The organism is Streptomyces sp. NPDC051921, from assembly GCF_040680975.1.
In the GTDB taxonomy this organism is placed as follows: domain Bacteria; phylum Actinomycetota; class Actinomycetes; order Streptomycetales; family Streptomycetaceae; genus Streptomyces.
Window position 1 is genome coordinate 74,536 of the sequence record NZ_JBFAXU010000001.1, and the last position, 24,074, is coordinate 98,609.

Genomic DNA, 24,074 nt, shown 5'->3' on the forward strand with positions numbered 1-24,074 from the left:
ACGTGAATCGTCCCGTGGCATGACGGGACGGCGCGTCCTAGGCGGAGGGCTGCCCGCCCCGCGCCTGCTCCGCGGCGTGGCGCTTGATCGCCGCGTCGCGCTTGCGGACGTACCAGATGCCGATGAGCCCGAGGCCGGCGCCGGCCAGGCAGGTCCACACCCACCAGGTCAGGTCGCGGTCGTCGAACCAGCCGTAGAAGGGGACCTGGACGAGGAACAGGACGAACCAGAGGATCGTGCCGCCGGTGATGGTGGCGACGACGGGCCCCTCCAGGGGCTCGGGTGCCTCGTGCTTCGGTGTCCACTTCGCCATGCGGCTCAGTCTAGGTGCCGGGAATCAGTGTCTACGCGCGGAGATAGACGGCCGCTCGCTCATGTGTTCATACTGAAACGGTTTGCCTCTGGCGGGTTCCTCTCGTGCGAACCGCCAAAAAGGACGTCTCTCGAACCTCCGTAGAGGAACCCCATGAGCACCACGGCCACCGCCAAGGCCACCGCCCCGGAGACCCCTGAAGGCCCCGTCTCCGGCCTCGACCGCTTCTTCAAGATCTCCGAGCGCGGCTCCACCGTCGCCCGTGAGGTCCGCGGCGGTTTCGCCACCTTCTTCGCGATGGCCTACATCATCGTGCTGAACCCGATCATCCTCGGCAGCGCCAAGGACATGTACGGGCACCAGCTCGACAGCGGTCAGCTCGTCACGGCGACCGTCCTGACCGCGGCCTTCACCACGCTCCTCATGGGCGTCATCGGCAACGTGCCGATCGCCCTCGCCGCCGGCCTCGGCGTCAACACGGTCGTCGCGCTCCAGCTCGCGCCGAAGATGTCCTGGCCGGACGCCATGGGCATGGTCGTGCTCGCCGGTCTGGTCGTCATGCTGCTCGTCGCCACCGGTCTGCGCGAGCGCGTGATGAACGCCGTGCCGGTCGGCCTGCGCAAGGGCATCGCGATCGGCATCGGCCTCTTCATCATGCTCATCGGCCTCGTCGACTCGGGCTTCGTCTCCCGCATTCCCGACGCCGCCCACACCACCGTCCCGCTGCAGCTCGGCGGCGACGGGCACCTCACCGGCTGGCCGGTGCTCGTCTTCATCCTGGGCACCCTGCTCACCCTCGCGCTGATCATCCGCAAGGTGCCGGGCGCCATCCTCATCTCGATCGTCGTCATGACGGGCCTCGCCATGGTGATCAACGCGGTCGCCACGGTCCCGTCCTGGGGTCTGACCACCCCGGAGTGGCCCGGCAACCCGGTCGCCTCGCCCGACTTCGGCCTGGTCGGCGAGGTCAGCCTGTTCGGCGGCTTCGACAAGGTCGGCCTCCTGACCGGCGTCCTCTTCGTCTTCACCGTCCTGCTGTCCTGCTTCTTCGACGCCATGGGCACGATCCTCGGCGTCGGCGACGAGGCCAAGCTGATGGACGAGGACGGCAACCTCCCGGGGATCAACAAGGTCCTGCTGGTCGACGGTCTCGCCGTCGCCTCCGGCGGTGCCACGTCCTCCTCCGCCACCACCTGCTTCGTGGAGTCCACGGCCGGTGTCGGTGAGGGCGCCCGCACCGGTCTCGCCTCGGTCGTGACCGGCGGCCTGTTCTCGGTCGCGCTGTTCCTCACGCCGCTCGCCACGATGGTGCCCTCGCAGGCGGCGACCCCCGCCCTGCTGGCGGTGGGCTTCCTGATCCTCGCCGGGTCGGTCAAGGAGATCGACTGGAGCGACTACACCATCGCCGTGCCGGCCTTCCTGGCCATGGTGATGATGCCGTTCACGTACTCGATCACCAACGGCATCGGCATCGGCTTCATCGCCTTCAGCGTGCTGCGGCTCGCGGCCGGCCGGGGCCGTGAGGTCCCGGTGGCCATGTACGTGGTGTCGGCGGTCTTCGTCTTCTACTACGCGATGCCGGCGCTGGGCCTCACCTGATCGCCGGGCGCGTCCTGCGCCCCGTAGAACTTCTCCGTCTCCTCGACGGCGGTCTTGAACCGTTCGTCGAAATCCTCGCGAATGAGCGTCCGGGCGACATAGTCCTGGACGCTCATTCCGCGTCTGGCGGCGTGTGCGCGGAGCCGTTCGAGCAGCTCTCCGTCGATGCGCAGGCTGAGCACGGTCGAATCCATGCCCGCAGGTTCGCGCCACGGAAGTCCTCCGCGCGTCACTTTCCGGATCGGCCTCACTCATTTGGGTGACAGATTGCGACATGGCGTTTTCGTCCCGCGACCGCCCCGCGACCGTCCCGTGACCACGCCGCGGCTCCGCGCGATCCGATTGGTCTTTAGCGAGAGTAATGAGTTATCCTAATGAACATGCCTGACCTGTCCCACGGCACCGCCGACGACGCCGCGGCCGTGAACGCGCTCCGTAGCGCCGTGATGCGGCTGAGCCGACGCCTGAAGCACCAGCGCGTCGACGAGTCGCTGAGCCCGACCGAGATGTCGGTGCTCGGCACCCTGTCGCTCTGCGGCTCGGCCACCCCCGGTGAGCTGGCCCGCAAGGAGCACGTACAGCCGCCCTCGATGACCCGCATCGTGGCGCTGCTCGAAGCCAAGGGGCTGGTCCGGCTGGAGCCGCATCCCGACGACCGTCGGCAGAAGGTGGTCAGGCAGACCGAGCAGGCCGAATCCATGCTCGAAGAGTCCCGTCGCAAGCGGAACGCCTGGCTCGCCACCCTCGCCGAAGGCCTGGACGAGGACGAATGGGCCAAGCTGCGCGCGGCCGCCCCGGTCCTGGAGAAGCTCGCCCACCTCTAGAACCGATGGCCGAGGAGATGACGCACTTTGAGTACGGGACCCGGAGCAGACTCCGCACCCGTCCATAAATCCGACACCTATTCCCCCGCGCGTACGCGCGACCGCCGGAGCAAGGGGACCTTCTCCTCGCTCGGGATCCGGAACTACCGGCTGTTCTTCACCGGAGCGATCGTCTCCAACACCGGTACGTGGATGGCCCGGATCACCCAGGACTGGCTGGTCCTGAGCCTCACCGGCTCCGCCGCCGCCGTCGGCGTCACGACGGCGCTCCAGTTCCTGCCGATGCTGCTGTTCGGCCTGTACGGCGGCGTCATCGCCGACCGCTACCCGAAGCGCCGCCTCCTCCTCGTCAGCCAGGCCGCGCTCGGCCTGTGCGGGCTGACCCTGGCGGTCCTGACCCTCACCGGACAGGTGCAGGTCTGGCACGTCTACCTGATCGCCTTCCTCCTCGGCATGGTCACCGTCGTCGACAACCCGGCCCGGCAGTCCTTCGTCTCCGAGATGGTCGGCCCCGGCCGGCTGCGCAACGCCGTCTCGCTGAACTCGGCGAACTTCCAGTCCGCACGCCTCGTCGGCCCCGCCGTCGCGGGCCTGATGATCGCCTCGATCGGCAGCGGCTGGGCGTTCCTGATCAACGGCCTGTCCTTCCTCGCCCCGATCGCCGGCCTGCTGCTCATGCGGACGAGCGAGCTCCACAAGGTGGAGCGCGCCCCGCGCGGCAAGGGCCAGCTGCGGGAGGGCCTGAGATACGTGGCCGGGCGGCCGGACCTGATCTGGCCGATCGTCCTCGTCGGCTTCATCGGCACCTTCGGGTTCAACTTCCCGATCTGGCTGACCGCCTTCTCGGAGGAGATCTTCCACGTCGGCGCCGGTGCGTACGGCTTCCTCAACACGCTGATGGCGGCCGGCTCCCTGGCGGGCGCGCTGCTCGCGGCGCGGCGGGGCTCGACCCGGCTGCGGATGCTGGTCGTCGCGGCGGGCGTGTTCGGCGCCCTGGAGATCGCGGCGGCCCTCTCGCCGGCGTTCTGGCTGTTCGCGCTGCTGCTCGTACCGATCGGCATGATCGGCCTGACCGTCAACATCAGCGCCAACTCGGCCGTCCAGATGGCGACGGACCCGGTCATGCGGGGCCGGGTGATGAGCCTCTACATGATGGTCTTCGCCGGCGGCACCCCGATCGGCGCGCCGCTCCTCGGCTGGGTCACCGACACCTACGGCCCCCGCGTCGGCTTCGCCGCGGGCGGCCTGGTCTCCCTCACGGCGGCGGCCGTCATCGGCCTCGTCCTGGCCCGGGTCGGCGGCCTCACGGTCGCGGTGGGCTGGCGCCACGGCCACCCGAGCGTCCGCTTCGTGCCGCAGGAGCGGCGCGAGAGCCTGGCGACGGCCGCGTAGCGCGCACGCACCGGCGGGCGGACGGGGCCCCGACGGGCCGGTCCGCCCGCCTGCCGGTCTCCAGGGCGGGCCCCGACGGGCCGGTCCGCCCGCCTGCCGGTCTCCAGGGATGTTCCTGCCGGGCGGGGTGCGGTCCGGGTGGGCCGGACCGCCCGCGGGCCGGTCGGGTCAGACCCGCCGCTCCAGCACCTGGCCCGGCCAGTCGCCGACCGTGAAGGCCTCCGTACGGGTGAAGCCCTGGCGTTCGTAATAGGCCACCAGGTGGCCCTCGCCGCCCGCGAAGCAGTCGACGCGCAGCAGTGAGACGCCCTGCCGGCGGGTCTCCTCGGCCGCGTGCGCGAGGAGCGCCGCCCCCACCCCGCGGCCGTGCCGGCGCCCGTCGGTCGCCAGGAAGCGGACGTACTGTTCCGGCTCGTCCGCGGCGGCCACGTACGAGCCGGGGTGCGGGGTGAGGGTGAGCGTGCCGACCGGGACGCCGTCGATCTCGGCGATCCACGGGGTGCCCTCGGCGACGACCTGCTCGACCGCCTCCACGGTCTTCGGCCGGGCGCTGAACGGCTCGGTGCCCCACTGCGCGGTGATTCCCCGCTCGTTGAGCCAGACGACCGCGCTGTCGAATATCGCCAACATCGCGGGCACGTCCGCCGGCCCGCCCCGCCTGATCTTGATCCCGGTGTCCATCCGGTCGAGGTTAGTCCCTGCCACACTCGAGCCATGAGGCTTTTCGCTGCCGTCGTCCCGCCTCCCGCGCAGCTCGACGAGCTCGCCCGCGAGGCCGACCGCCTCGCGCACCTGCCCGAGGCGGACCGGTTGCGCTGGACCGCCCGGCCCGGCTGGCACTTCACCCTCGCGTTCATGGGCGAGGTCGACGAGGCCCTGCTCCCCGACCTGCGGGCCCGGCTCGGCCGGGCCGCGCACCGCACCGACCCCTTCCCGCTGCGGCTGCACGGCGGCGGGCACTTCGGGCGGGCGGTGCTGTGGACGGGCGCGGCGGGCGACCTGGACGAGATGCGGCTGCTCGCCGAACGCGCCGACGCGGCCGCCCGCCGGGCCGGTGTCCCCATGGACGAGCACCGCCGCTACCAGGCCCACCTCACCGTGGCCCGCTCCCGCGCCAACGACGTCGACCTGCGCCCCTTCGTCGCGGCCCTGGACCCCTTCGAGGGCACCCGCTGGCAGGTCGAGGAGCTCGTGCTCGTCCGCAGCAACCTCCCCGGCGGCGGCACCCCGGGGGCGCAGCCCCGCTACGAGACGGTCGGCGCCTGGGCACTGGGCGGACCGGGTTAACCTCGAATGGTGGACCCGAAAACCCGTAACCGGATCATGGCCGGTGTGCTCGTCCTGATGTTCGCGATCATCGCGGTGGCGTCCGTGGTGAACTGACCCGCTTTGCGCGCCGCGCCCGCCCGCCGCCGTCGCGCCCTTGCTTCGAGCGCGCTCGAAGGCGTTGGCTGGGGCTTCATGGAGTACACGCAGCTCGGACGCACGGGACTCAAGGTCGGCCGGCTCGTCCTCGGCACGATGAACTTCGGACCGCAGACGGACGAGGCGACCAGCCACGCGATCATGGACGCCGCGCTCGACGCGGGTCTCAACCTCTTCGACACGGCGAACACCTACGGCCAGACCGCGGGCAAGGGGCGCACCGAGGAGATCATCGGGTCCTGGTTCGCCCGGGACCCGTCCCACCGCGACAAGGTGGTCCTCGCCACCAAGATGTACGGGAACATGGCGGAGGGCGCGCCGGCCTGGCCCAACCACGACAAGCTGTCCGCCGTGAGCATCCGCCGCGCCGTGGAAGGCAGCCTGAGGCGGCTCGGCACCGACCGCATCGACGTCTACCAGTTCCACCACGTCGACCGCCTGACCCCCTTCGAGGAGATCTGGCAGGCCGTCGACGTCCTGATCCGGCAGGGCAAGATCCTCTACGCGGGCTCCTCGAACTTCCCCGGCTACAAGATCGCCCAGGCCAACGAGGCCGCCGCCCGGCGCGGGATGGTCGGCCTGGTCAGCGAGCAGTGCCACTACAACCTCCACGAGCGGCGCGCCGAGATGGAGGTGATCCCGGCCGCCCAGGAGTACGGGCTCGGGGTCGTCCCCTGGTCCCCGCTGGCCGGCGGTCTGCTCGGCGGCGTCCTTCGCAAGGAGGTCAGGGGCGGCCGCCGCGCCACCGGCCGCACCGCCGCCCGGCTCGCCGACCCCGCGGTGCGGGCCCGCGTCCAGGCGTACGAGGACCTGCTCGACAAGCACGGCCTGGACCCGGGCGAGACGGCCCTCGCGTGGCTGCTCACCCGCCCGGGCGTCACCGGCCCGATCATCGGCCCGCGCACCCCGGAGCAGCTGAGGAGCGCCCTGCGCGCCCTGGAGCTGAGGCTGGGCGGGGAGGTGCTCACCGCGCTCGACGAGATCTTCCCGGGGCCGGGACCGGCGCCGGAGGCGTTCGCCTGGTGACGGCGGGCGAGGCGGGGTGAGCATCCGGGCCGACGGGTTCCTCCGGGGTGCGGGAGCGGGGGTCGGTCGCGGGGGAACACGTCGGTCCTGAGGGCGAGATCACGACGGTCATCGCGGCGCTCCTCCCGCTGCCGCGCTTTCGCGTGCAGCCGCCGTCGACAGCGACGCGAAAGGCCGGGCCGACCCGCCGGTGGCGACGACGCGCGACCGTCGGTGTTGCGTCAGGCCCCGCCCAGCCAGCTCGTCGCGTCCAGCCGGAAGGTGGTCTCGGCCGGGACGACCGTGCGCAGGGCGGCCTCCAGGTCGCGGAGGCGGTCGTTCCCGAGCGCGGTCGCCCACTCGGCGCGCAGGGTGTCGAAGACGGCGGCCGAGCGGGCGAGGGCGTCGACGCCGCGCGGGGTGAGGCGGACGAGCTTGCGGCGCGCGTCGGCGGGGTCGTCGGTGCGTTCGGCGTAGCCGAGGGCGAGGAGCCGGTCGACGGTCTTGCCCGCGGCCTGCTTCGAGACGCCGAGCCTGCGCCCGATGTCGCTGGCCGTGGAGCCGTACGGGCCGATGGCCTGGAGGGCGAAGCCGTGGGCGGGACGCATGTCGGGGTGGCCCTGGCGGGCGAGCTCGGCGTGGAGGCGTTCGATGAGGGTGCGGAAGCCGGCGAAGAGCAGCAGGGGGAGCTCGAAGCCGGGGGGATCGCCGGGGCCTCCGGACTCGCCGGGGGCGGTCGCGGGCGCCGCCGAGGGAACCCCCTTGCGCCCATCGACAACCTGGTTTACGTTTTCTCCGTCGACATGGTCAACCATGTTGTCCATTCTACCCGTAGGGGGATCCGCCGTGCAGCTCGACCTGACCGCCCGTACCGCCGACGCCGTAGCCCGCCTCAAGGAGTCGCCGCACACCCTCGACGGCTTCCTGAAGCTCAGCCAGATCTTCGAGTCCACCACCCTCGACCCGCACTCCCGCGAGACCGTCGTCCTCACCGTCGCCGCCCGCAACCAGTGCCACCTCTGCGTCGACATGCACGAGACGAAGTTCGCCGAGCTCGGCCCGGCCCCGTCGCCCGAACGCCTCGACGCAGTCCGCAGCTTCACCCTCCAGGTGCTCGCCTCCTCGGGCGCGGTCAGCGACGCCGAGCTGGACGCCTTCCTCTCCCACGGCTACACCCGCCAGAACGCCCTCGAAGTCGTCCTGGGCATCGGCACGTACACCGTCTCCACCCTCGCCAACCGGCTGGTCCGCGCCGCCTGACGGGTGATCATGGGCGCATGACCAGCACCGGAGCCGGTGCCCGGAGCCGGTACCGGGCGCCCGGCGTCGGTCCCCGGCATCCGAAGCCGGTACCCCGCGCCCGCGACCCGGCATTCCGTCAGGCCCCGGCGTGCCGGGCCCAGGTCCCTCGTCCGCCCGCCGTCATCAGCGTGTTGACGATGTGCGAGCGGTTGCGGCCGCCCCGGAGCAGCCGCTCCGCCGCCAGGCCGAACGCCAGCGCCGGTCCCACGAGTCCGAGGGTCTCGCCGGTGCCGAGCGCCAGCCCCGCGCCGGCGAGCCCGAGGCCGGTCTCGGCCGCGGCCCAGGCCAGCCGTCCGGGCCGTTCGCCGGAGGCCGGCAGCTTCCGCCGGACCGCCCGGAGCAGCGCCGGCAGGGCGTCGTCGGCCGCCGCCGCGTCCCCGGCGCGCAGCGCCGCCTGGAAGGCGTCCCGCCGGCGGGTCACGACCTCGTCCTGACAGACCTTCGCGATGTCCTGCCAGCCCAGCTCGGCGACCGCCGCCAGGCTGCCCGGCGTGAGTCCGTGTCCCGCGGGTGACGTGGCCCCGGGGCCCGCGGGTTCGAACAGCGCGTCCGTCGGACGTCCGAGGTACAGCCCGACGTCGGCCGCTTCCGGCAGCGACCGCGGGGACGCCCCGTCGGTGCCCAGCGTCCGCTGCACCGCCGCGTTCCAGGCCTGCGTCGCGGTGTTCCACATCGCCGTCCGATGCGGCGGGTCCGTCGCGTCGAGCCGGGCGAGGAGCACGGCCCTGCGGTGCCGGTCCGCCGGCTCCACGTGCTCGTCGAGGTACGCGAGCGTGCGTTCCACCGGGGCGTAGTCGTGGCCGGGAAGTCCGGGCAGCTCCGCCACCTCCTCCAGCACGTCGCGGTACGAGCAGGGACGCGCCACGGCACTCGTGCCCAACGGCACGCCCGCCTCGCGGGTGAAGTGGTGCAGGGTCCAGGCCACCGCCTCCAGCCTCCGCCGGACCGCCCCGCCCTCCTCGTAACGGGCGCCCAGCGCGGTGCCCCGCGCGAACAGCGGCCCGGGATTGGCCTCTTCGCGCTCCAGGACGGCCTCGGACAGCCTGACCAGCGGCTCCGCCGTGTCGAACGACGAGGAGAGCCAACCGGGCTCCAGGGCCCGGTGCAGGCCCGTGGTGACCAGGGTGAACGGGTCGCTGCCCGGCGGAGCGGCGGTGGTGCAGCGCAGGAACGACGGGTAGCCGCGCACGAAGGACCGGAAGTCCTCCGTCTCGAACAGCGTCTGCACCACGTGGCTGTCGATGAGCTGCACGTCGCTCAGCACCACCGTGTGCCCCAACAGGGCCTGGATCTTCAGCATGACGGCCAGGGACCGGTCCTGCGGACCCCACCCGGACACGCGCAGGTGCTCACCGTCAAGCCAGTGGGCGTAGATCTCCATGGCTCCCCCTTCCCCCGCCGAGCGAGGGGCTCCCCCTCGGCAGCAGACCCTACGGCGAGGGAGCCAACTGGCGCCAAACGGAAGGAGGGTTGGGGGTGGGCGTGACCGGGTGGGACGGCTAGCGGGCGGCCGCGGCGGCCGGGCTGTCCCGGTACGGTCCGCCGAGCCCCCAGGCCTGGTGCATCGCGTCCGCGAAGGCCGCGGCGAGTTTGTGCTCGCCCGTCGGGCCCGGGTGGGTGCCGTCGTAGGTGTCGGCGTGGATGTCGTACGACTCGGGGACCGTCGCCAGGAGCAGCGGCGAGGCCGCCGAGTCCTGGTCGGCGACCGTCTTCGCGAGCAGCTCGTTGAAACGGGCGCACTCGGCGGCGAAGGGGGCGTCGTACTCGGCCCGGACGTTCGGGATGACGGGCAGCAGCACGGCGCGGACGCGCGGGTTCGCGGCGCGGGCGGCGGCCAGGAACGCGCGGACGTTCTCCGCCGTCTGGTCGCTGTTGGTGTAGAAGCCCAGGTCGATCAGGCCGAGCGAGATCAGCAGCACGTCCGCGCCGGTCGCCGCCACGGTCTCCCCGACGAGCGGCGCCATGTGCAGCCAGCCCTCGCCCCAGCCGGCCAGATGCCGGCGGGCGTCGGCGGGGAAGTCGGGTGCGCCGTAGGCGTGGGAGGTGGCGGCGTCGTCGGTCGCCTCGTACAGCGCCGTGCGCGGCCCCACGATGGCGTACCCGCCGGGCAGCACGGACTCCAGGTGCCGCCACATGCGGTAGCGCCAGGTGAAGTCGCCGGCGCGTCCGATGGTCATGCTGTCGCCGACGAACAGAAAACGCATGGTCGACATCATCACCGACGGCGCGACGCGGCGGCGACGTGATCCCGGACACCAGGGCCCCGACGCAGCCCCGTGGCACGCTTGAGGGCATGCGATCAGCTCTGTGGTGCGCCCTGGGAACGGCAGCCCTCGTCCTCGTCACGGCCGCCCCCGCCGGCGCGGCCGACGCCGACCGGGACTTCACCGTCGAGGACCCCCGGATCACCGAGTCCAGCGGCCTCGCCGCCAGCCGGGCGCACCCCGGGATCTACTGGACGCACAACGACCAGGACGCGCCGCTGGTCTACGGCATCGACTCCCGTACGGGCGAGACCGTCGCGACCCTCACCATGAAGGGCGTCGGCACACCGCGCGACATGGAGGCCATCGCCGTCGGGCCGGACGGCGACATCTACGTCGGCGACATCGGCGACAACCTGAACGGCTCCTGGGACCACGTCTGGATCTACCGCTTCCCCGAGCCGAAGCAGCTCAGGGACCAGACGGTGCGGGCCACCCAGTACGACGTGAAGTACGCCGACGGCGCCCGCAACGCCGAGGCGCTGATGGTCCATCCGAAGACCGGCCGGGTCTACATCGCCAGCAAGAACGAGGACGGCGGCGGACTCTACGCCGGGCCCGCGCGCCTCGACGCCTCCCGCACCAACGTCTTCCGGCGTGTCGACGAGGTGCCGTGGGTGACGGACGGCGCCTTCTCGCCGGACGGCGACCGGCTCGTGCTCCGCGGCTACCTGATGGCCAAGGAGTACGCGTGGAAGGACGGCCGTCTCGGCGACGACGGCACCTCCGTGGGCGCGCCGTTCCAGGGGCAGGCGGAGTCCGTGACGTACACGCCCGACGGCTCGGCCTTCATGTTCGGCTCGGAGGGCAGGAAGAGCCGGGTCGTCCGCGTCGACCGCGAGGGCGTCACCCCGTCGCCCGGGCAGAGCACCGGCCCGGGGAAGCCGCGGACTCCGGGCGCGAGCCCCGCCGTCGACGATGGCGAGCAGGGCGGCTTCGCGCTCGGCGTCGTGGTCCTCGGCCTGGCCACGATCGTCGTGGTCGGCCTCAAGCGCCTGTTCAAGCGCCGGTAGGGCCACCGGCCGGGGAACGCCGAAGGGCCCGGCGGCGGACGACATCCGGCGCCGGGCCCCTTCCGCGACCTGAGGTCAGAGCTTCTCGATCACGTAGTCGATGCAGGCGGTCAGCGCCCGCACGTCCGCCGGGTCGATCGCCGGGAACATCGCGATGCGCAGCTGGTTGCGGCCGAGCTTGCGGTACGGCTCGGTGTCGACGATGCCGTTGGCGCGCAGCGCCTTGGCGACCGCCGCGGCGTCGATGTCGTCCGAGAAGTCGATCGTGCCGATGACCTGCGAGCGCTTCGCCGGGTCGGTGACGAACGGGGTCGCGTACTTCGACTCCTCCGCCCAGCCGTACAGCGCCTGCGAGGACTCCTTCGTCCGGGCCACGGCCCAGTCCAGACCGCCCTGGCCGTTGATCCACTTCAGCTGCTCGTTGAGCAGGAAGAGGGTCGCGAGGGCCGGGGTGTTGTACGTCTGGTTCTTCAGGGAGTTGTCGATCGCCGTCGGCAGCGAGAAGAACTCGGGGATGTGCCGGCCGGACTCGTGGATCTTCTTCGCGCGCTCCAGGGCGGCCGGCGAGAACGCCGCCAGCCACAGCCCGCCGTCGGCGGCGAAGGACTTCTGCGGGGCGAAGTAGTAGACGTCCGTCTCGGTGATGTCGACCGGCAGGCCGCCGGCGCCCGAGGTCGCGTCGACCAGGACGAGCGCGCCCTCGTCGGCACCCGCGACCCGCTTCAGCGGGGCGGCGACACCGGTGGAGGTCTCGTTGTGGGTGTAGGCGTAGACGTCGACGCCCGCCTCGGCCACCGGCTCCGGGTGGGTGCCCGGGTCGGAGGAGATCACGGTCGGCTCGGCCAGCCAGGGGGCCAGCTTCGCGGCCTTCGCGAACTTGGAGGAGAACTCGCCGAAGGTGAGGTGCTGCGACTTGTTCTCGATCAGACCGTGGGTCGCGATGTCCCAGAAGGCGGTCGATCCGCCGTTGCCCAGGATCACCTCGTAGCCCTCGGGCAGCGAGAAGAGGTCACTGATGCCGGCACGCACCTCGCCGACCAGGTTCTTGACCTTGGCCTGGCGGTGGGAGGTACCGAGGTACGAGGTGCCGGTGGCGGCCAGGGCGTCCAGCGCCTCCGTACGCACCTTGGAGGGGCCCGCGCCGAAACGGCCATCGGCGGGCTTGATGTCAGCGGGAATCTGGATATCGGCCACGAGGCGGAGCGTATCGGTTCGGGGAAGGCGGGGACGGGCGATGTCCGCCCGATGAGACGAGGACTGGGACATTCTGTAGTCGTGGGATCACACGAGAACGCGACCGGCGAACTGGCGCACGCACTGCGTGCCGCCGTGGCGGGGGACGTCGACTTCTCCACCACCGCCCGCGCCCTGACCTCGATGGACGCCTCCAACTACCGGCGCGTGCCGCTGGGCGTCGTCGCCCCGCGCGACGCCGACGACGTGGCGGCCGCGCTGGCGGTCTGCCGTGCGCACGGGGTGCCGGTCGTCGCCCGCGGCGGCGGCACGTCCATCGCCGGGCAGGCCACGGGGACGGGCGTCGTGCTCGACTTCACACGCCACATGCGCCAATTGGTGTCACTCGATCCGGTGGCGCGGACGGCGGTCGTCCGGCCGGGGCTCGTCCTCGACCGGCTGCGCGACGCGGCCCGCCCGTACGGACTGACCTTCGGCCCCGACCCGTCCACGCACAGCCGCTGCACCCTCGGCGGCATGATCGGCAACAACGCGTGCGGCTCCCACTCGGTGGCCTGGGGGACGACCGCCGACAACGTACGGGCCCTGGACGTCCTCACGTACGGGGGCAAGCGACTGCGCCCCGGGCGGGAGTGGGCGGGCGCGCCGGCCGGGCTGCGGGAGCTGGTCGAGCGGCACCTGGCCCCGATCCGCACGGGCTACCCGGAGGGGCTGCCGCGCCGGATCTCCGGGTACGCGCTCGACGCGCTGCTGCCGGAGCGGGCAGCGGACGTGGCCCGCCTCCTCTGCGGGAGCGAGGGGACGCTGGGAGTGGTGACGGAAGCGGTCGTCGACCTGGTCCCGCTGCCCGCCGCGCCCGTGCTGGTGGTGCTCGGGTACGCCGACGAGAGTGCCGCCGCGGACGCCGCCGCCGGGCTGCTGCCCTTCCGGCCGCTGACGGTCGAGGGCATGGCCGCCGATCTCGTCCGGGGCGCGGAAGGGCTTCCCCGGGGCGGGGCGTGGCTGTTCGTGGAGGTGGACGGCGCCGCCGCGGCCGCGGAGCTGGCGCGGGCGGCGGACGCGCTCGACGGCCTCCTGGTCACCGACCCGGCCGGGCAGCGCGCGCTGTGGCGGATCCGGGAGGACGCGGCCGGCACGGCGACCCGGATGCCCGGGGGAGGCGGGGAAGCCTGGCCCGGATGGGAGGACTGCGCGGTGCCGCCGGCGCGGCTCGGGCCGTACCTGCGCGACTTCCGGGGCCTGTTGGCGGAGTTCGGGCTGCGAGGGATCCCGTACGGGCACTTCGGCGACGGCTGCGTCCACGTCCGCATCGACTTCGACCTGTGGACGCGGGAGGGCGTGGGGCGCTTCCGGGAATTCTCGGAGGCGGTCGCCGACCTGGTCGTCTCCCACGGCGGCTCGCTGTCCGGCGAGCACGGGGACGGACAGGCGCGGGCCGAGCTGCTGCCGAGGATGTACGGGGACGAGCTCGTCGCCCTGTTCGGCGCGGTCAAGGACCTGTGGGACCCGGCGGGCGGCCTGAACCCGGGCACGCTGGTCCGGCCCGCGCCGCTGGACGCCGGGCTGCGCTTCGAGGGCCTGCCGGTGGTGGGACTCGGCCGTGCGGTCGCCCGATGCGTCGGGGTGGCCAAGTGCCGTGTGGACGGTCCGAGTTCGGGGCCGGGTGTGATGTGTCCCTCGTACCGGGCGACGGGGGAGGAGAAGCACTCCACGCGCGGTCGGGCCCGCCTGCTCCACGAGATGGCCCTCGGCGAGGTGATCACCGACGGGCTGCGGTCGGAGGAGGTCCGGGAGGCCCTCGACCTGTGCCTCTCCTGCAAGGGCTGCCGCAGCGACTGCCCGGTGGGCGTCGACATGGCCGCGTACAAGGCCGAGTTCCTCGCCGGCCACTACGCCCGGCGCCCCTTCGCCCGCCCCCGCTCCCACTGGACGATGGGTGGACTGCCGCACCTGCTCGACCTGTTCGGGCGGGGCCTCAACACGGTCATGGGCCTGCCCCTCGCGGCCCGGCTGGCCGGCGTCACCCCGGAACGGCCCCTGCCGAGGGTCGCGGAGCGGTCCTTCACCTCCTGGTTCGGCGAGCGCGCCTCGGACCGCCCGCCCGTCCTCACCCTCTGGCCCGACACCTTCACGGACCACCTCGCCCCCGAGGTCGGCCGGGCCGCCGTCCGCGTCCTGGAGGCAGCCGGGCTCGGCGTCACGCTGCCGCCGGGCCGGGTCTGCTGCGGCCTCACCTACGTCTCGACCGGGCGGCTCGGCGCGGCGCGGAAGGTGATGCGCCGGACCCTCGACGTGACGGGGCAGAGCACCGGGCCCGTCGTGGTCCTGGAGCCGTCCTGTGCGGCTGCCCTCCGCACCGACCTGCCCGAACTCCTCCCCGACGACCCCCGCGCGGCCCGCCTCGCCGCGTCCGTACGGACCTTCGCCGAGGCCCTGGAGGAGCTCGCCCCCGACTGGACCCCGCCTCGCCTCGCCCGCCCGGCCACCGGCCAGACCCACTGTCACCAGCACGCCGTCCTGGGCGACGCGGCGGACCGGCGCCTGCGCCGGCGCGCGGGCATGGACGGTGACCTGGCGGGTGGCTGCTGCGGCCTCGCGGGCAACTTCGGCTTCGAACCGGGCCACTACGAGGTGTCCGTGGCCTGCGCCGAGGACCAGCTCCTGCCGGCCCTGCGGACCGCGCCCCAGGACGCCGTCGTCCTCGCCGACGGCTTCTCGTGCCGCACGCAGATCGCCCACCTGGCCCCGGACCGGCACGCACGACACCTGGCGGAGGTGCTGGCGGAGGCGCTGGACGCCTAGGGCGGGTCCGGAAGTCGGCGCCGCCCGCCCGCAGGGCGGGGCTCCCGGCGTGCGGTGCGTGCGGTCGCACGGCGGAGGGTCGCCCCCGCACCGGGCGTAATCGGGTGAACCCGACGACGCGGCGGCGGGGCTCGCGGTGTCCGGTGCGTGTGGTCGCTGGAGCGTGCGTGCCGGGCGTCGCGAGCCGGGCGGGACTTCACGGACACGACCAGGTCGTGCGGCGGGCCGGGGTGGGGAAGGATCCCCGCATGAGTCCCCTCGCGCGACACCGCCTCGCCCTGCGGGAGTTGGAGACCGGCGACGCCACCGCCCTGCACGCCGTCTACGGCTCCGCCCGCGCCACCGAGCACCTCAGCTTCACTCCCCGGACCCCTGACGAGGTGCGCGGGATCGTCGAGCGGTCGAGGGCGTCCGCGCGGGCCGTCCCCCGGCAGGAGTTCGCGCTCGCGGTCGTCGAGAGGGCCGGCGGCGACCTCGTCGGCTTCGGGCGGCTCGCGCTCGACCCGCACCAGCAGCAGGCGGCCACGATGGGCTTCGCGCTGCGGCCCGATTCCTGGGGGGTCGGCTACGGCCGCGAGACCGTCGGCCTGCTCCTCGACCTCGCCTTCGACGGCCTCGCCCTCCACCGCGTGTGGGCCGCCCGCGCCCCGCTCAACAGCGCCTCCGCCCGCACCCTCCTCGCGGCCGGTCTGACGGAGGAGGGCCGGATCCGGGGGCACGTGCACGTACGCGGCGCGTGGCGGGACTCGATCACGTACGGGATCCTCCGCGAGGAGTGGGAGGCCCTCAGGCCTCCGGCCCCGTCCCCGGCCCCGCCCCGGCCCCCGGCCCCGCCCCGGCCCCCGGCCCCGATTCCGGCCCCGGCCCCGCCTTCGGCCCGGCCTCCGTCCTGACCTGCGCGATCTCGCGCGTCAGCGCCACCAGCGCCCCTGTCGCCGGATGCCGGTTGCCGTCCCGCCAGGCCAGCAGGACCGGGATCGGCGGGGCGTCGGGCAGGGGGCGGTAGGTGACGCCCGGGTGGGGGTGGAGGGCGGCCGTCGAGTCGGCCGAGACGCCGATGCCGCGGCCCGCGGCGATCGCGGTGAGCCAGTCGTCGGTGTTCGCGACGGTCAGGGTCGAGCGGGGACGCGCGCCGGCGGGCCACAGGTCGAGCGTCGTGGTGCCGGAGACCGGGTTCAGGATCGCCGTCTCGGGGGTCAGGTCCGCGAGGGTGAGCGAGGGGCGGGCGGCCAGCGGGCTGTCGGACGGTACGGCGGCCACGCGGGGCTCCGTGAGCAGCTCCTCCGTCGCAAGGCCCGGCACGTCCAGGTTCTCCACCGGACCGCGCAGCAGCGCCGCGTCGACCTCACCGCGGAGGAGTCCGGCCGTGCGGTCGTCGATCCGGAGCAGTTCGAGCGGTGTCTCCGGATGTTCCCGCTGCCAGCGGCGCAGCAGCGGGGTGGTGTAGGGGCCGAAGGCCGCCCAGGCGTGGCCGAGTCGGAGCGGGCGGCGACGCAGCCGCTCGGGGTCGACGGCCGCGTCGAAGGCGGCGACCGCCGCCGCGGCCCGGTCGTGGAAGGCGCGGCCCTCGGGCGTGAGGGCCAGGTGGTGGGTGGAGCGGTCGACGAGCCGGGCGCCCACGTGCCTCTCCAGCGCGGCGAGCGTGCGGGAGACGGCCGGCTGGGTGAGGTGGAGCCGTGCGGCCGCCCGGGTCAGGTTGCCCTCGTCGGCGATGGCGAGGAAGCAGCGGAGGTGGCGCAGCTCGATGCTCGTGCGGCTCATGCGTGGGGAGCATAACCGCAGCCCAATCGGCATTTCACGCGGCGCGCGGTGCTGCCTAGCGTGAAAGGTGGAGCCATGGGGGGTGGTGCATTACTCTGGACTGGACAGTTCAGAGTAATAGACCTTGATCGTTCGCGGGCCCGCGTGTGCGTCAGCCGGTGGGCTCGTCGTTGGTTTTCGTACGTTCGTGAGGAGCACGCCGGTGGACACCCCGGTCCAGGACGCACCCGCCGTGGCATCGGCCACCGTCCCCCCGACTTCGCGCCCGGCCGCCCGGGGGCCCGAATCCTCGCGCGCACACCGGCTCGGGCCCGTCGCCCTCGTCGTCGCCGGCGGCCTCTCCGTCCAGTTCGGGTCCGCCGTCGCCGTGCTCCTCATGCCCCGGGCCGGTGCCCTCGGCGTCGTCACCCTGCGGCTCGTGCTCGCCGCCGCCGTCCTGCTGATCGCCTGCCGGCCCAAGGTCCGCGGCTACAGCCGCGCCGACTGGGGCACCGTGCTCGCCTTCGGCGCCGCGATGTCCGGCATGAACATCCTCTTCTACCTGTCGGTCGACCGGATCCCGCTCGGCGCCGCCGTCACCCTCGAGGTGCTCGGCCCGCTCGCCCTCTCCGTCATCGCCTCCCGGCGCCTGGTGAACCTGCTCTGGGCGGGCCTCGCCCTCGGCGGCGTCGTCCTCCTCAGCGGCGGCGGCTTCGACCGGCTCGACCCGGCCGGCGCGGGCTTCGCCCTCGCCGCGGGCGCCATGTGGGCCACGTACATCGTCTTCAGCGCCCGCACCGGACGGCGCTTCCCGCAGGCCGACGGCCTCGCCCTCGCGATGGCCTTCGGTGCCGTGCTCAGCCTGCCGTTCGGCATCGTGGAGGCGGGGGACCGGCTGCTCGTCCCGTCGACGATCGGGCTCGGACTCGCGGTGGCGCTGATGTCCTCCGTCCTGCCCTACACCCTCGAACTGCTCGCCCTGCGCCGTCTCCCGGCGCCCACCTTCGCCATCCTGATGAGCCTGGAACCGGCCATCGCCGCCACGGCCGGCTTCCTCGTCCTCCACCAGGCCCTCGGCCCGACCGACGCCCTCGCCATCGCGCTCGTCATCGCCGCGAGCATGGGCGCGGTCCGGACGCAGATGCCCAAGAAGGCCCCTGACCTGGTCTGACGTGGCCAGGCTCGGCCGGCGTCCGCCGGCCGGCCCCGGCTGACCCGATCCCGTCGATCTTTGGCCCGCGGCCGGTTTCCCGGTTGCGGGCCTTGCCGCAGGATGGGGCCATGGCCCTGGAGATGCGCACCCGCTGCGAACGCTGCGAGACGACCGCCCTGCCCGTCGACGCCCCCGCCCGGATCTGTACGTACGAGTGCACCTACTGCGTGCCGTGCGCCGACGCGATGGACGACGTCTGCCCCAACTGCGGCGGGGAGCTGGTGGCCAGGCCCCGCCGCGCCGCCTGAGCGGTACCGGCCGGGGTCAGTGCTCCCGGCGGGTCCGGGTGCGGGACCGGGCGAGGAGGACGCCCGCCGCCGTCAGCAGGGCCGCCCCGCCGGCCAGTGCCGTGAGCGGGCCGGAGCCCGTGTTCGCCAGGCTGCCGCCGGTGCCGGTGCCGCCCTGCGGGGAGTGCGAGGGCTGTGGGGCGGCGGTCGTCGCGGACGGCGAGGCCGTCGGGCGCGGGGTCGGCGTGGCCGTGGGCTTCGGCCCGCCGTCCTTCAAGATCTTGATGACGAGCTCGTCAGTGTTGTTCTCCCTCACCAGGTCGAGCGCCGAGCTGGAGTACAGGCTCGTCCGCACCCTGTGGGTCGTGCCCGCCAGGGCCTTGGCGTAGTTCCAGGTGAAGGGGAAGGTGACGCTCTCGCCCGGGGCGAGGTCGGAGTACTCCTCGCAGATCGCCGTGCCCGGGTCCCACCAGCAGCGCTTGTCGTTGCGCTTCGGGAAGTGGTCGTAACCGTTGTAGACGGCCACGATGACCTCCGTGGCCGTGGCGGGGCCGTTGTTGGTCACCACGAGGTCCGCCGTGACGTCCTCGCCGGGGCGCACGGACGCCGACGACGGCTTCCAGCTCACGGCGAGGTCGGCGCCGGGGACCGTCTCGACCGTGATGGTCGCGGTGTCGTTCTCCGGCCTGGAGTCGGTCGCGCCGACCGGGGTGACCGTGCCGGTGAGGGCCAGCTCGCTGCCGACGGCGACGCTCTTGTCGACCTTGAGGGTCACGGGACTGCCGAGGGCGCCCGAGGAGAGCGGCCACCGGCCGGGGCAGGTGAACGACCGCCCGTCCGCGCTCGGACGGCAGTTGATCGCGCTGTCCGTCTCCGCGTACGTGACGCCCGCGGGCAGCTTGACCGTCACGTCCAGCTCCTTCACGGAGCCCGATACGAGCGTGCCGCCGACGTGCAGGTCGAAGAAGCCGCCCGGCACGACCGAGGCCGGTGCGGCCTTGAACGAGGCCGCCAAGTCGACCGGATCCGCTGCGGCCGGATCCGCTGCGGCCGGAGCCCCCGATGCCGGAGCCCCCGACGTCGGAGCTCCCGACGTCGGAGCCGCCGAAGCCGGAGCCGCCCGGGGCGCGGGAGCGGTCGGCGTACCGGAGGCGGCCTGCGCCGTCGCGGCCGGAACCGCCAGCAAGAGGGCGGCCGTCGACACGGCCGCCGCCTTTCTGAAGCCCATGGGGTGCCCACCTCGCCTGTTCGTGTCGGATGCCTGGGGCGAGCAGTTGGACGACCCGATACGGCGGAAGGTTGTACGGCGGGCGCCGTGCGGGTGTCCGCCACGGCGCCCGACGCGCGGGCACGACCAGCGTCCCCCCGCCCGCCGGGCCGGGGGGACCGAGGCCGCGAGGACCGTGGGGGCGGTGGTGGCGAGCGGCGCGAGGACCGCCGGGGACGACCGCGGGTGCCCCCGCTGCCCCGGTGATCCCGCTGCCCCCACCGGCCCCCTCGCGCACGAGGCCGTCCCGCGCAGAATCTAAAGCAAGCACGCTTGATTGTTTCTGTCGCGGCTGCCATGCTCCTCACGCACGTCCGTGACCCGTCCGTCCCCCGAGGGGAGCGCCCCGTGTCCGACCCCGCCGCCGTGCTCGACGACCTGCGTGCCGAGAGCGAGGAAGTCGACGCCCTCGTACGGGACCTGAGTGCCGGCCAGTGGGCCGCGCCGACCCCGGCGCCGCGCTGGACGGTCGCCCATCAGATCGCCCACCTCGCCTGGACCGACGCGGCCGCCCTGCTCGCCGCGACCGACCCCGAGGCCTTCGCCGCCGAGGCGGAGAAGGCCCTCGCCGCGCCCGACCGCTTCGTCGACGACGGCGCGGAGGAGGGCGCGGCCCTGCCGCCCGCCGAGCTCCTCGCCCGCTGGCGCGAGGGCCGCGAGCGGCTCCACCGGGTGCTGCGCGAGGCCCCGCCCGGCACCCGCTTCCCCTGGTACGGCCCCGCCATGAGCGCCGTCTCGCTCGCGACCGCCCGGCTCATGGAGACCTGGGCGCACGGTCAGGACGTGGCCGACGCCCTCGGCGTCGTACGGGCACCCACGGCCCGGCTGCGGCACGTGGCGTGGATCGGGCTGCGGGCCCGGGACTACGCGTACCTCGTGCGCGGCCTCACCCCGCCCGCCGCGCCCTTCCGGCTCGAACTCACCGCCCCCGAAGGGGTGTCGGACGCCGGCGAGGTGTGGTCCTTCGGCCCCGAGGGCGCGCCGCAGGTGATCACCGGGCCCGCGCTCGACTTCTGCCTCCTCGTCACCCAGCGGGTGCACCGCGCCGACACCGCCCTCGTCGCGCACGGCGCCGACGCCGAGGAGTGGCTGGGCATCGCACAGGCCTTCGCGGGCCCGGCGGGGCAGGGCCGCGAGCCGCAGGGGGACCGGTGACGACCCTCCGGATCGGCAACGCGTCCGGCTTCTACGGGGACCGCTTCGACGCTGTACGGGAGATGCTCACCGGCGGCGGACCCGACGGCGGGCTCGACGTCCTCACCGGGGACTACCTCGCCGAGCTGACCATGCTCATCCTCGGCCGCGACCTCCTCGAGGACCCCGCCACCGGCTACGCGAAGACCTTCCTGCGCCAGATGGAGGAGGGCCTCGGCCTCGCCCACGAGCGCGGGGTGCGGATCGTCGCCAACGCGGGCGGCCTCAACCCGGCCGGGCTCGCCGACGCCCTGCGCGCGCTCGCCGCACGGCTCGGCGTCCCGGCCCGGATCGCCCACGTCGAGGGCGACCGGCTCCCGCCCCGGGACGGGGCGCTGGCCGCCAACGCCTACCTCGGCGGCAGCGGGATCGCCGCCTGCCTGACGGCCGGCGCCGACGTCGTCGTGACCGGACGGGTCACCGACGCCGCCCTCGTCACCGGGCCCGCGCAGTGGTTCTTCGGCTGGAGCCCGGAGGACGCCGACTGGCACGACAAGCTGGCCGGTGCCGTCGTCGCCGGACACGTCCTGGAGTGCGGCACCCAGGCCACCGGCGGCAACTACGCCTTCTTCACCGCCCACGAACCGGCCGCGCTCCGCCGCCCCGGCTTCCCGCTCGCCGAACTCCACGCGGACGGCAGCGCGGTGATCACCAAGCACCCCGGCACGGGCGGGGTCGTCGACACCGGCACCGTCACCGCCCAGCTCCTCTACGAGACCGCCGGCGCCCGCTACGCCGGGCCCGACGCGACCGCCCGCCTCGACACCGTACGGCTCACCCGTGAGGGACCGGACCGGGTCCGGATCGACGGGGTGCGGGGCGAGGCGCCGCCGCCGACGCTCAAGGCGGGGCTCTGCCGGCTCGGCGGCTTCCGCAACGAGGTCGTGTTCGTGCTCACCGGCCTCGACGTCGAGGCCAAGGCGGAGCTGGTCCGCGCGCAGGTCACCGACGCCCTGGCCGGGGCGGCGCCCGCCGAGGTGCGGTGGGAGCTCTCCCGCACGGACCGCCCGGACGCCGCCACCGAGGAGACCGCGAGCGCCCTGCTCCGGCTCGTCGTCCGCGATCCCGATCCCGAGAAGGTGGGCCGCGCCCTGACCGGGGCCGCGATCGAACTGGCCCTCGCGAGCTACCCCGGCTTCCACGTCACCGCCCCGCCCGGGAAGGGCGCGCCGTACGGGGTCTTCGAGACCGCCTCCGTGCCCGTCGACGAGGTCCCGCACACGGCCGTGCTGCCCGACGGGACCCGCGTGCCCGTCCCCGCGGCGAAGGAGACCCGGGCCCTGGAGCCCGTACCGGAGCCGGAGCTCCCCGCCCCGCTGCCCGCGGGGCCCACGCGCCGGGCCCCGCTGGGACGCGTCGCCGGGGCCCGCAGCGGCGACAAGGGCGGCGACGCGAACGTCGGCGTCTGGGTGCGCACGGAGCGGGAGTGGCGCTGGCTGGTGCACACCCTCACCGTCGACCGCTTCCGCGCACTGCTCCCGGAGACCGGCGACCTGCCCGTGGAGCGGCACGTGCTGCCCAACCTGCGGGCGGTCAACTTCACCGTGACCGGGATCCTCGGCGCGGGCGTCGCCTCCCAGGCCCGCTTCGACCCGCAGGCCAAGGCACTCGGGGAGTGGCTCCGCTCCCGCCACGTGGACGTGCCGGAGGAACTCCTGGTGAACCGACTGGAGGAACAGCTGTGACCGTCCTCGCCTCCGCCCTCGACACCGGCGGACCCGACCACGCGGCGCACCGCGCCGCGATGCTGGAGAAGCTCGCCGCGCTCGACGCCGAGCACGCCAAGGCGCTGGCCGGCGGCGGCGAGAAGTACACCGCCCGGCACCGGGGGCGCGGCAAGCTCCTCGCCCGGGAGCGGATCGAGCTGCTCGTCGACCCCGACACCCCGTTCCTGGAGCTGTCCCCGCTCGCGGCCTGGGGCAGCGACTACCCGGTGGGCGCCTCGCTCGTCACCGGCATCGGCGTGGTCGAGGGCGTCGAGTGCCTGATCACCGCGAACGACCCCACCGTGCGCGGCGGCGCCTCCAACCCGTGGACGCTGAAGAAGGCGCTGCGGGCCAACGAGATCGCGTTCGCCAACCGGCTCCCCGTCATCTCGCTCGTCGAGTCCGGCGGTGCCGATCTCCCTTCCCAGAAGGAGATCTTCATCCCGGGCGGGGCGCTCTTCCGCGACCTCACGCGTCTGTCCGCCGCCGGCATCCCGACGATCGCCGTCGTCTTCGGCAACTCGACGGCCGGCGGGGCGTACGTCCCCGGCATGTCCGACCACACCGTGATGATCAAGGAGCGGTCGAAGGTCTTCCTGGGCGGGCCGCCGCTGGTGAAGATGGCCACGGGGGAGGAGAGCGACGACGAGTCCCTCGGCGGCGCCGAGATGCACGCGCGCACCAGCGGGCTCGCCGACCACTACGCCGTCGACGAGGCCGACGCCCTGCGCCAGGCCCGCCGGATCGTCGCCCGGCTCAACCACCGCAAGCACCACGCGGATCCGGACCCGGTCGCCGTCGAGCCGCCGAAGTACGCCGCGGAGGAGCTCCTCGGCATCGTGCCCGGCGACCTGAAGACCCCCTTCGACCCGCGCGAGGTGATCGCCCGGATCGTCGACGGCTCGGACTTCGACGAGTTCAAGCCGCTGTACGGGACCTCGCTCACCACGGGCTGGGCCCGGTTGCACGGCTACCCGGTCGGCATCCTCGCCAACGCCCAGGGCGTCCTCTTCTCCGCCGAGTCGCAGAAGGCCGCCCAGTTCATCCAGCTCGCCAACCAGCGCGACATCCCGCTGCTCTTCCTGCACAACACCACCGGCTACATGGTCGGCAAGGAGTACGAGCAGGGCGGCATCATCAAGCACGGCGCGATGATGATCAACGCGGTGTCCAACTCGAAGGTCCCGCACCTGTCCGTCCTCATGGGCGCCTCCTACGGCGCCGGGCACTACGGCATGTGCGGCCGGGCCTACGACCCGCGGTTCCTCTTCGCGTGGCCGAGCGCCAAGTCGGCCGTCATGGGCCCGCAGCAGCTCGCCGGGGTGCTCTCCATCGTGGCCCGGGCGTCGGCGGCGGCGAAGGGGCAGCCGTACGACGAGGAGGCCGACGCCGGCCTGCGCGCCCTGGTGGAGGCGCAGATCGAGTCGGAGTCGCTGCCGATGTTCCTCTCCGGGCGGCTGTACGACGACGGGGTCATCGACCCGCGCGACACGCGCACGGTCCTCGGGCTCTGCCTGTCCGCGATCCACACGGCACCGGTCGAGGGCGCGCGCGGCGGCTTCGGCGTCTTCCGAATGTGAGGCCCCCTCTCATG

The 24,074-nt window shown here is 73.6% G+C and carries 23 protein-coding genes; 14 read left to right on the forward strand and 9 right to left on the reverse strand.

Translation table 11 applies throughout. From position 1 onward, the window contains the following. Window positions 1–37 precede the first annotated feature (37 nt). The gene (locus AB0M16_RS00365) at window positions 38–313 is read right to left on the reverse strand and encodes a DUF2530 domain-containing protein (protein WP_365337122.1); all 276 of its coding nucleotides are present in this window, start codon (window positions 311–313) and stop codon (window positions 38–40) included. Window positions 314–466: 153 nt separating this feature from the next. Here AB0M16_RS00365 and AB0M16_RS00370 point away from each other — a divergent pair, with 153 nt between their 5' ends. Further along, window positions 467–1,912, forward strand: a complete 1,446-nt coding sequence (locus AB0M16_RS00370) for an NCS2 family permease (RefSeq protein ID WP_365337124.1) — start codon at window positions 467–469, stop codon at window positions 1,910–1,912. Here AB0M16_RS00370 and AB0M16_RS00375 read toward each other — a convergent pair. Further along, window positions 1,882–2,106 (reverse strand): ribbon-helix-helix protein, CopG family, encoded by a 225-nt coding sequence (locus AB0M16_RS00375; RefSeq protein ID WP_365337126.1) that lies wholly within the window; start codon window positions 2,104–2,106, stop codon window positions 1,882–1,884. The genes AB0M16_RS00370 and AB0M16_RS00375 overlap by 31 nt on opposite strands. A gap of 186 nt (window positions 2,107–2,292) precedes the next feature. Between AB0M16_RS00375 and AB0M16_RS00380 the strand changes: the two genes are divergently transcribed. Both AB0M16_RS00380 and AB0M16_RS00385 read left to right on the forward strand, forming a co-directional pair. After that, window positions 2,293–2,736, forward strand: coding sequence for a MarR family transcriptional regulator (locus tag AB0M16_RS00380; protein WP_365337128.1), 444 nt, complete (start codon window positions 2,293–2,295; stop codon window positions 2,734–2,736). 27 nt (window positions 2,737–2,763) lie between these two features. Beyond that, window positions 2,764–4,128, forward strand: a complete 1,365-nt coding sequence (locus AB0M16_RS00385; protein ID WP_365337130.1) for an MFS transporter — start codon at window positions 2,764–2,766, stop codon at window positions 4,126–4,128. 168 nt (window positions 4,129–4,296) lie between these two features. Here the strand turns inward: AB0M16_RS00385 and AB0M16_RS00390 are convergent, their stop codons facing one another. Next, entirely contained in the window at window positions 4,297–4,809 is a 513-nt protein-coding gene (locus AB0M16_RS00390; RefSeq protein ID WP_365337132.1) for a GNAT family N-acetyltransferase, read from the reverse strand. A gap of 33 nt (window positions 4,810–4,842) precedes the next feature. Here AB0M16_RS00390 and thpR point away from each other — a divergent pair, with 33 nt between their 5' ends. Beyond that, a complete protein-coding gene (thpR, locus tag AB0M16_RS00395; protein ID WP_365337134.1) occupies window positions 4,843–5,415 on the forward strand; it encodes an RNA 2',3'-cyclic phosphodiesterase in 573 nt (190 codons plus the stop codon). 174 nt (window positions 5,416–5,589) lie between these two features. Beyond that, window positions 5,590–6,579, forward strand: coding sequence for an aldo/keto reductase (locus AB0M16_RS00400; protein ID WP_365337136.1), 990 nt, complete (start codon window positions 5,590–5,592; stop codon window positions 6,577–6,579). A 221-nt stretch (window positions 6,580–6,800) separates the two neighbouring features. On the opposite strand, the gene AB0M16_RS00405 is transcribed toward AB0M16_RS00400, so the two are convergent. Beyond that, a complete protein-coding gene (locus tag AB0M16_RS00405) occupies window positions 6,801–7,373 on the reverse strand; it encodes a MarR family winged helix-turn-helix transcriptional regulator (RefSeq protein ID WP_365337138.1) in 573 nt (190 codons plus the stop codon). A gap of 31 nt (window positions 7,374–7,404) precedes the next feature. On the opposite strand from AB0M16_RS00405, the gene AB0M16_RS00410 reads away from it, so the two are divergent. Continuing rightward, window positions 7,405–7,818 (forward strand): carboxymuconolactone decarboxylase, encoded by a 414-nt coding sequence (locus AB0M16_RS00410; protein WP_365337140.1) that lies wholly within the window; start codon window positions 7,405–7,407, stop codon window positions 7,816–7,818. Between the two features lie 118 nt (window positions 7,819–7,936). Here the strand turns inward: AB0M16_RS00410 and AB0M16_RS00415 are convergent, their stop codons facing one another. Continuing rightward, window positions 7,937–9,241: a hypothetical protein gene (locus tag AB0M16_RS00415; protein WP_365337142.1), complete on the reverse strand. Its 1,305-nt coding sequence runs from the start codon at window positions 9,239–9,241 to the stop codon at window positions 7,937–7,939. 118 nt (window positions 9,242–9,359) lie between these two features. Then, a complete protein-coding gene (locus AB0M16_RS00420; protein WP_365337144.1) occupies window positions 9,360–10,064 on the reverse strand; it encodes a GDSL-type esterase/lipase family protein in 705 nt (234 codons plus the stop codon). A gap of 89 nt (window positions 10,065–10,153) precedes the next feature. Here AB0M16_RS00420 and AB0M16_RS00425 point away from each other — a divergent pair, with 89 nt between their 5' ends. Continuing rightward, the gene (locus tag AB0M16_RS00425) at window positions 10,154–11,137 is read left to right on the forward strand and encodes a WD40 repeat domain-containing protein (RefSeq protein ID WP_365337146.1); all 984 of its coding nucleotides are present in this window, start codon (window positions 10,154–10,156) and stop codon (window positions 11,135–11,137) included. A 75-nt stretch (window positions 11,138–11,212) separates the two neighbouring features. Here AB0M16_RS00425 and serC read toward each other — a convergent pair whose 3' ends face one another. Next, a complete protein-coding gene (gene serC / locus AB0M16_RS00430; protein ID WP_365337148.1) occupies window positions 11,213–12,331 on the reverse strand; it encodes a phosphoserine transaminase in 1,119 nt (372 codons plus the stop codon). A gap of 51 nt (window positions 12,332–12,382) precedes the next feature. Here serC and AB0M16_RS00435 point away from each other — a divergent pair, with 51 nt between their 5' ends. Continuing rightward, window positions 12,383–15,133 (forward strand): FAD-binding and (Fe-S)-binding domain-containing protein, encoded by a 2,751-nt coding sequence (locus AB0M16_RS00435; protein ID WP_365337150.1) that lies wholly within the window; start codon window positions 12,383–12,385, stop codon window positions 15,131–15,133. Between the two features lie 248 nt (window positions 15,134–15,381). Then, window positions 15,382–16,026 (forward strand): GNAT family protein, encoded by a 645-nt coding sequence (locus AB0M16_RS00440; protein ID WP_365337152.1) that lies wholly within the window; start codon window positions 15,382–15,384, stop codon window positions 16,024–16,026. Here the strand turns inward: AB0M16_RS00440 and AB0M16_RS00445 are convergent. Then, on the reverse strand, window positions 15,920–16,927 hold the full coding sequence (locus AB0M16_RS00445; RefSeq protein ID WP_365337154.1) for a LysR family transcriptional regulator: 1,008 nt from the start codon (window positions 16,925–16,927) through the stop codon (window positions 15,920–15,922). The two genes, AB0M16_RS00440 and AB0M16_RS00445, sit on opposite strands and share 107 nt — an antisense overlap. A gap of 169 nt (window positions 16,928–17,096) precedes the next feature. On the opposite strand from AB0M16_RS00445, the gene AB0M16_RS00450 reads away from it, so the two are divergent. Both AB0M16_RS00450 and AB0M16_RS00455 read left to right on the forward strand, forming a co-directional pair. Next, window positions 17,097–18,044, forward strand: a complete 948-nt coding sequence (locus AB0M16_RS00450) for an EamA family transporter (protein WP_365337156.1) — start codon at window positions 17,097–17,099, stop codon at window positions 18,042–18,044. Between the two features lie 110 nt (window positions 18,045–18,154). Beyond that, entirely contained in the window at window positions 18,155–18,334 is a 180-nt protein-coding gene (locus AB0M16_RS00455) for a DUF1272 domain-containing protein (RefSeq protein WP_365337158.1), read from the forward strand. Window positions 18,335–18,350: 16 nt separating this feature from the next. On the opposite strand, the gene AB0M16_RS00460 is transcribed toward AB0M16_RS00455, so the two are convergent. Then, entirely contained in the window at window positions 18,351–19,328 is a 978-nt protein-coding gene (locus AB0M16_RS00460; protein WP_365337159.1) for a CARDB domain-containing protein, read from the reverse strand. A gap of 600 nt (window positions 19,329–19,928) precedes the next feature. On the opposite strand from AB0M16_RS00460, the gene AB0M16_RS00465 reads away from it, so the two are divergent. The 3 genes from AB0M16_RS00465 to AB0M16_RS00475 are packed head-to-tail and all read left to right on the forward strand — an operon-like array spanning window position 19,929 to window position 24,060. Beyond that, window positions 19,929–20,735 carry a TIGR03084 family metal-binding protein gene (locus AB0M16_RS00465; RefSeq protein ID WP_365337160.1) on the forward strand — a complete coding sequence of 269 codons (807 nt, stop codon included), beginning with the start codon at window positions 19,929–19,931 and terminating at the stop codon, window positions 20,733–20,735. Then, complete coding sequence (locus AB0M16_RS00470; protein ID WP_365337162.1) at window positions 20,732–22,459, forward strand: acyclic terpene utilization AtuA family protein; 1,728 nt, start codon at window positions 20,732–20,734, stop codon at window positions 22,457–22,459. The genes AB0M16_RS00465 and AB0M16_RS00470 overlap by 4 nt, the downstream gene beginning before the upstream one ends. After that, on the forward strand, window positions 22,456–24,060 hold the full coding sequence (locus AB0M16_RS00475) for a carboxyl transferase domain-containing protein (protein WP_365337164.1): 1,605 nt from the start codon (window positions 22,456–22,458) through the stop codon (window positions 24,058–24,060). The genes AB0M16_RS00470 and AB0M16_RS00475 overlap by 4 nt, the downstream gene beginning before the upstream one ends. Window positions 24,061–24,074: the final 14 nt, after the last annotated feature.

What these genes read in the sequence shown, in the direction of transcription:
- AB0M16_RS00365 (WP_365337122.1), bottom strand. Translation starts at nt 313, where the DNA reads ATGGCGAAGTGGACACCGAAGCACGAGGCACCCGAGCCCCTGGAGGGG.
- AB0M16_RS00370 (WP_365337124.1), top strand. Translation starts at nt 467, where the DNA reads ATGAGCACCACGGCCACCGCCAAGGCCACCGCCCCGGAGACCCCTGAA.
- AB0M16_RS00375 (WP_365337126.1), bottom strand. Translation starts at nt 2,106, where the DNA reads ATGGATTCGACCGTGCTCAGCCTGCGCATCGACGGAGAGCTGCTCGAA.
- AB0M16_RS00380 (WP_365337128.1), top strand. Translation starts at nt 2,293, where the DNA reads ATGCCTGACCTGTCCCACGGCACCGCCGACGACGCCGCGGCCGTGAAC.
- AB0M16_RS00390 (WP_365337132.1), bottom strand. Translation starts at nt 4,809, where the DNA reads ATGGACACCGGGATCAAGATCAGGCGGGGCGGGCCGGCGGACGTGCCC.
- thpR (WP_365337134.1), top strand. Translation starts at nt 4,843, where the DNA reads ATGAGGCTTTTCGCTGCCGTCGTCCCGCCTCCCGCGCAGCTCGACGAG.
- AB0M16_RS00400 (WP_365337136.1), top strand. Translation starts at nt 5,590, where the DNA reads ATGGAGTACACGCAGCTCGGACGCACGGGACTCAAGGTCGGCCGGCTC.
- AB0M16_RS00405 (WP_365337138.1), bottom strand. Translation starts at nt 7,373, where the DNA reads ATGGTTGACCATGTCGACGGAGAAAACGTAAACCAGGTTGTCGATGGG.
- AB0M16_RS00415 (WP_365337142.1), bottom strand. Translation starts at nt 9,241, where the DNA reads ATGGAGATCTACGCCCACTGGCTTGACGGTGAGCACCTGCGCGTGTCC.
- AB0M16_RS00420 (WP_365337144.1), bottom strand. Translation starts at nt 10,064, where the DNA reads ATGCGTTTTCTGTTCGTCGGCGACAGCATGACCATCGGACGCGCCGGC.
- AB0M16_RS00425 (WP_365337146.1), top strand. Translation starts at nt 10,154, where the DNA reads ATGCGATCAGCTCTGTGGTGCGCCCTGGGAACGGCAGCCCTCGTCCTC.
- AB0M16_RS00435 (WP_365337150.1), top strand. Translation starts at nt 12,383, where the DNA reads ATGAGACGAGGACTGGGACATTCTGTAGTCGTGGGATCACACGAGAAC.
- AB0M16_RS00440 (WP_365337152.1), top strand. Translation starts at nt 15,382, where the DNA reads ATGAGTCCCCTCGCGCGACACCGCCTCGCCCTGCGGGAGTTGGAGACC.
- AB0M16_RS00445 (WP_365337154.1), bottom strand. Translation starts at nt 16,927, where the DNA reads ATGCCGATTGGGCTGCGGTTATGCTCCCCACGCATGAGCCGCACGAGC.
- AB0M16_RS00455 (WP_365337158.1), top strand. Translation starts at nt 18,155, where the DNA reads ATGGCCCTGGAGATGCGCACCCGCTGCGAACGCTGCGAGACGACCGCC.